This window comes from Mesorhizobium sp. M4A.F.Ca.ET.020.02.1.1 (genome assembly GCF_004022645.1).
Taxonomy (GTDB): domain Bacteria; phylum Pseudomonadota; class Alphaproteobacteria; order Rhizobiales; family Rhizobiaceae; genus Mesorhizobium.
In genome coordinates, this window is record NZ_RZOI01000378.1 from 1 (window position 1) to 5,799 (window position 5,799).

The 5,799-nt window shown below is 67.3% G+C and carries 7 protein-coding genes; 6 read left to right on the forward strand and 1 reads right to left on the reverse strand.

The window, feature by feature from the left end:
* Positions 1 to 255: 255 nt before the first annotated feature.
* On the forward strand, positions 256 to 1,131 hold the full coding sequence (locus EN742_RS21580) for a CoA ester lyase (protein WP_126057382.1): 876 nt from the start codon (positions 256 to 258) through the stop codon (positions 1,129 to 1,131).
* 42 nt (positions 1,132 to 1,173) lie between these two features.
* Positions 1,174 to 1,380 (forward strand): DUF1737 domain-containing protein, encoded by a 207-nt coding sequence (locus EN742_RS21585; RefSeq protein ID WP_126057381.1) that lies wholly within the window; start codon positions 1,174 to 1,176, stop codon positions 1,378 to 1,380.
* A gap of 89 nt (positions 1,381 to 1,469) precedes the next feature.
* Here the strand turns inward: EN742_RS21585 and EN742_RS21590 are convergent, their stop codons facing one another.
* Positions 1,470 to 1,901 carry a metallopeptidase family protein gene (locus EN742_RS21590; RefSeq protein ID WP_126057380.1) on the reverse strand — a complete coding sequence of 144 codons (432 nt, stop codon included), beginning with the start codon at positions 1,899 to 1,901 and terminating at the stop codon, positions 1,470 to 1,472.
* A 137-nt stretch (positions 1,902 to 2,038) separates the two neighbouring features.
* Here EN742_RS21590 and EN742_RS21595 point away from each other — a divergent pair, with 137 nt between their 5' ends.
* The 4 genes from EN742_RS21595 to EN742_RS21610 all read left to right on the forward strand — a co-directional run.
* Entirely contained in the window at positions 2,039 to 2,671 is a 633-nt protein-coding gene (locus tag EN742_RS21595) for a LysE family translocator (protein WP_126057379.1), read from the forward strand.
* A 110-nt stretch (positions 2,672 to 2,781) separates the two neighbouring features.
* Positions 2,782 to 3,798, forward strand: coding sequence for a hypothetical protein (locus EN742_RS39500; RefSeq protein ID WP_126057378.1), 1,017 nt, complete (start codon positions 2,782 to 2,784; stop codon positions 3,796 to 3,798).
* Positions 3,758 to 5,215 carry a DNA polymerase Y family protein gene (locus EN742_RS21605; protein ID WP_245455300.1) on the forward strand — a complete coding sequence of 486 codons (1,458 nt, stop codon included), beginning with the start codon at positions 3,758 to 3,760 and terminating at the stop codon, positions 5,213 to 5,215. Before EN742_RS39500 ends, EN742_RS21605 begins: the two co-directional genes overlap by 41 nt.
* Positions 5,212 to 5,799: PHP domain-containing protein (locus EN742_RS21610; protein ID WP_128333252.1), on the forward strand; the 588-nt coding region annotated here is incomplete at its 3' end. The genes EN742_RS21605 and EN742_RS21610, both read left to right, overlap by 4 nt.

The window sequence follows — 5,799 nt, forward strand, 5'->3', positions numbered from 1 at the left end:
TACAAAACGAAGCCGCTCGTCCATGATGCCAGTCTCTCGCCAAACCATCGCCGGGTCCTCCGGCGAGGGAGAAAACTGTCACCTATGCAATCGGTCCATTCTGTTACCTATCTATCCGGTTCGGACACCAGCCCCTTCTCCCCGTCACTATACGGGGAGAAGTGCCCGGCGGGCGATGAGGGGCGGCGCCGACTTCCCACGATTGGCTGCGCCGCACGGCTTGCCTCCATTGTCCACAGGCGGCATAGATCGAGAATGCAAACCTACCGCCCGCGCCGCTCGGTGCTCTACATCCCGGCCTCGAACGACAGGGCGCTGGCCAAGATCGCGACGCTTGCCTGCGATGCCGTGATCATTGACCTGGAAGACGCCGTGCCGCCAGCCGACAAGGTCACGGCGCGCCAAAGGCTGGCGGGCATCCTGGCCGAACGCCCGAACCGGCGCTGCGAAATGATCGTTCGCGTCAACGCGCTGGGGAGCGAATGGGGCATCGACGACGTGCTGGCGGCGGCGAAAGGCGAGGCCGACGGCATCCTTCTGTCGAAGGTCGTCACGCCGCGCGAGGTGCTGGAGGCCGCCGACCTGCTCGACGACAATTTCGCGCCGGACACGGTGAAACTATGGGCGATGGTGGAGACGCCGAAAGCCCTGCTAAACATCGGCGCGCTTGCCGAGCTCGGCCGCGATCCCGCCTCGCGCCTTGCTTGTTTCGTTGCCGGAACAAACGATTTGGTCAAGGAGACCGGTATCCTTGCGACGCCGGACCGGCGCTATCTCACGCCCTGGCTGATGCAATTGGTGCTGGCCGCGCGCGCCGGCGGCGTCGATGTACTGGACGGCGTCGCCAATGATTTTCGCGATTCTGACGCCTTTGCCCGTGAATGCGTGGAAGCCGCCGCCATGGGCTTCGATGGCAAGTCGCTGATCCATCCGGCGCAGATCGAGGCGGCGAACCGGGCCTTTGCGCCGTCGCCGGAGGCTATCGCCCAGGCCCGCGCGGTGACGGCGGCCTTCGCGCTTGCCGAGAATGCCGGCAAGGGCGTCATCGCGCTCGATGGCAGCATGGTCGAGCGGCTGCATCTGGCTCAGGCCGAGAAACTTCTGGCGAAGGCCGCCGCCATCGGCGCATGATGCGCTTTCGGGCGATTGCCGCAAACTCACGGGGACTGAAAAATGAAACTTTACCGCTTTCTGTCCGGCCCTGACGACTCCAGCTTCTGCCACAAGGTGACGGCGTCGCTGAACAAGGGCTGGCACCTGTTCGGCTCGCCGACCTATGCCTATGACAAGAAGACCAAATCGATGCGCTGCGGTCAGGCTGTGGTGAAGGATGTCGAGGGTCAGGACTACACGCCCGACACCAAGCTCAGCGATTGGTAGACGCGGGCAACAACCCGCTTTGGTGCAGGCACCCTTCCTCTCCCTCCGGAGGGGAAAGAGGAACGGCGCGATGCGATTTCGCGAAAGCCCTAGGCCGTCTGCTCCGCCGCCTCCTCGATCCGCTCCATATCGTCGTCCGACAGGCCGAAATGGTGGCCGATCTCGTGGATCAGCACATGGGTGACGATGTCGCCCAGCGTCTCCTCGTTCTCGGCCCAGTAGTCGAGTATGGCGCGGCGGTAGAGCGTGATGCGGTTCGGCCCCTCGCCGGTCTGCGGGTTCCAGCGCTCGGCGATGCCGCGCCCCTCGAACAGGCCGAGCAGGTCGAACGGCGTTTCCAGCGAAAGATCGTCCATGATCTCGTCGGTCGGGAAATCGGCGATCTGGATGACGATCTCGCCGGTGAGCTTGCGGAAATCCTCCGGCAGATGGGCGTAGGCCTCCAGCGCCAGGAACTCCATCTCCTCCATCGACGGCGAAAGCTGGTCGTGCCAGGTGCGGGTCTTGTAGATGCGGGCCATTCTTTGTCCTTTGATCCCGGCATATAGGCTTTCGCGCCGGTCGAGGCAAATGATGCGGCAGTTCCTGTATCTTGTATCCTTTGCTGCCGCGCGGGAATCGCGTACGGGTCGGTTCCGGCCATGTATCAGGAGCTCCCATGCCGGACTTTTCCACCCTTGGACTTTTCGCCATTGCCTGCCTCGCTTTGACCGCGACGCCGGGGCCGGACATGCTGTTGATCGCATCCCGCAGCGCCAGCCAGGGGCGTGCGGCGGGCCTGGCGACCTATGTCGGCATCGCCGCTGGTACCTATTGTCATGCGCTGGCCGCTGCTTTCGGCCTGTCGCAACTGTTCCTTGCCGTTCCCATCGCTTACGACATCGTGCGTTACGCCGGCGCCGCCTATCTGGCCTATCTCGCCTGGAAAGCGTTCCGCTCCGACGGGACAGCGCTTGCGCCGGTTGCCGGCCTGCCGCGCTACTCGCAAGGGCGCATCGTCCGGCAGGGGTTGTTGACCAATCTCCTCAACCCGAAGATGGCGCTGTTCGTGCTGGCGCTGTTCCCGCAATTTGTGCAGCCGCAGGCCGGGTCCGTGGCGGGGCAGATACTGGTGCTGGCAACCGTGCTCAATCTGATTGGGCTGGTCGTCAATGGCCTGGTCATCCTGACCGCCAGCCGGATCGGCGCGGCATTGTCGAGGCGGACGCGGTTTCAGCGGGCGCCGCAGCTGTTGCTGGGGAGCGTCTTTGCGGGACTTGCGGCCCGGCTGGCCTTCGATGGCCAACGCTAAAGCGCGTAACGACAGAGGAATAAATTCACAATGAGTCGGCTTGACTCTTGGGGTACCCTCTGGAATCTATAAGAACATAACAGGAACAATGCTGCTGAAAGTTGACCGTCATGGCGATGACCGCCGTGGCGCGGGAGACTGTTTTTGCCCTGCGCCGCCAAATCGCGAAGATCGAGGGAACGCTGCCCGAGCGCCTTGCGGCGCCGGCCGGCGCGTCGCCTGATGACATCGCCGATGTCACGGTGGTTCGGCGTGGCCTTGCCGTTGCATCGCATGATGCGTTCCTGCGCACCGGTGTCGAGCCGCTCGACGCAGCCCTTGGCGGCGGCCTGCCGAAGACGGCGCTGAGCGAGATCCATGGCACTGAAACCCGCGACGCCGGAGCCGTCGCCGGCTTTGCCCTGTCGCTTGCCGGCCTGATCCTCGCGCGGCAGCCGGGCTTGCCGGTGCTGTGGGTCGGCACCTCGGAAATCTTCCGCGAGGCCGGCTTTCCCTATGCCGGCGGGCTGCGGAGCCTGTTCGGCATCGCGCCCGAACAATTGCTGTTTTCCGAGGCGCCGAGGCTGCTCGACGCGCTGTGGATCGCCGAGGAGGCCGCCCGCATGACGGCGCTCGCCGCCGTCATCCTCGAAATCCGCGGCAGCCCGCGGCCGCTCGACCTCACCGCGACGCGGCGGCTGCACGCCCGCGCCCAGGACGCCGGCCGGCCGGTGTTCCTGCTGCGCCAGGCCGGCGAGGCCGAGCCAACCGCCGCGCCCGTGCGCCTGATCGTGTCGGCCGCGCCCTCGGCAAGCCGCGCGACGATCGCCGGGCCGCTGGCCGGCTCGATCGGCCGCCCCGCCTTCACCGTCGGCATCGGCAAGAGCCGCACCGCGCTCCCCGGACAATTCACACTGGAGTGGAACCCCGATGAACATGTTTTCGAAGAAAGAAGGGGCAAGGAAAGAACAAAGGATTCTGTCGCTGTGGTTTCCGCATCTCGCCGCCGACCGCATCCTGCGCCAGCGTCTGGGGCGGTCCTGGCGTTCCCGGCCGTCGGATCACCTGCCCCCGCCTCACCCACCGCTGGTGATCAGCCACCGCGACATGAACGCCCAGCGCATCGCCGCCCTCGACGAGCGGGCTGAGGCGCTCAGGCTGAAGCGCGGCATGGGCATCGCCGACGCGCGCGCCATGCACCCCGCGATCGACATCGTCGAGGCCGATCCCGAGGCCGACCGCCGCCTGCTCGAAGGCCTCGCCGACTGGTGCGACCGTTACACGCCGCTGGTGGCGATCGACGGCGCCGACGGCCTGTTCCTCGACGTCACCGGCTGCACGCATCTGTTCGGCGGCGAACGCGCCATGCAGGACGAGATCCTCGTCCGCTTCCTTGAGCAGGGTTTCGATGTCCGCGCCGGGCTGGCGGCGACCCCGGGCGCCGCCTGGGCGGCGGCGCATTTTCATGGCGACCGCATCGTCGCCGGCGGCGAGGAAGAGACGCTGCTGGCGCCCTTGCCGCTCGCGGCACTGCGCATCGAGCCGGGAACGCGCGCCAGCCTCGAAAGCGTCGGCCTGCGCACGGCGGGCGCGGTGATGGCAGCACCCCGCGCCCCGCTTGCCCGCCGCTTCGGCGCTGGCTTGCTGTTGCGGCTCGACCAGGCGCTCGGCCGCCTCGACGAGGCGGTGTCGCCGCGCCTGCCGGTGGCGCCGCTTTCGGTCGAGCGCCACCTGGCCGAGCCGGTCGTGCTGACCGACGACATCGAGCGGCTGGTGAGCCGGCTGGCCACGGCGCTGAAGGGCGACCTCGAGCGGCGCGGCGAGGGCGCGAGGGCACTCGCCCTGCTGCTCTTCCGCGTCGACGGCGCCGTCAGCCGCATCGCCGTCGGCACCTCGCGCCCGCTGCGCGAGCCGTCGCTGATCCGCAGGCTGTTCCACGAACGGCTTGCCGCGCTGGAGCAGGACATCGACGCCGGCTACGGTTTCGACCTCGTGCGCCTCTCGGTGCTGTCGGCGGCGGCCTTCGACATGCAGCAGGCCGATCTCAGCGGCGAGGCCAACGACGATGACGCCGATATCGCTTTATTCGCCGACCGCGTCCGCGCCCGGCTCGGCGAGGCCGCGGTGCTGCGGCCGGTTGCCGTCGAGAGCCATTTGCCGGAGCGCGCCGTCACTATTGTCCCCTTCTCCGAGGCGCCGCAAAGGCGCGCGCCGCTCAAGCGGCCGGAGCGCGCCGTTCCGCCGGTGACCATCTATCCGCCGGAACGGCCGATCCGCCTGTTCCGTTCGCCCGAGCCGATCGAGGTGCCGGCCACCGAGATGCCCGAGGGACCGCCGATGAATTTCCGCTGGCGGCGCGCGCTCTACCGCGTCGCCCGCGCCGAAGGGCCGGAACGCATCGCCGCGGAATGGTGGCGAAGGCTTCCCGGCGAGGAGGAAGCGCCGACCCGCGACTATTTCCGCATCGAGGACAGCGACGGCCGCCGCTACTGGCTCTATCGCCAGGGCCTTTACGGCGCGTCCGATACGCCGCCGCGCTGGTTCATGCACGGGGTCTTCGCATGAACGCGCTTGCCGCCACCGCCTATGCCGAATTGGGCATCCAGTCGAATTTCTCATTCCTGCGCGGCGCCTCCAAGCCGGAGGAACTGGTGGTCGCGGCGAAATTCCTCGGCTTCTCCTCGATCGGGCTTGCCGACCGCAATACGGTGGCGGGCGTCGTGCGCGCCTGGCAACAGTCCAGGGTGGAGACGCTTGCCTATCATCCCGGCTGCCGCCTGGTGTTCGGCGACGGCACGCCTGACATCCTCGCCTATCCGCGCGACCGCGCCGGCTGGGGACATCTGTGCCGCATGCTGACGCAGGCCAATCTGCGCGACGAGAACGAGAAGGGCGCCACGCTGCTGAAGCTGAGCGACCTCCTCGAATGGGGGGACCTGATGTCGCTGGCGGTCCTGCCTGAGCTGTCCGCAAACGCCGAGGTCGGCCTTGCAATGCTTAGCCGGCTGAAGGATCGCTTTGGCGCCGCCCTTCGGCTTGCCGTCTCGCCGGATTATCGCGGCAACGACCGTTTCCGCATCGAGCAGGCGGCGGCGATGGCGGATCGGCTGGGCATGCCGCTGTTGGCGACCAACGACGTCCTCTACCAC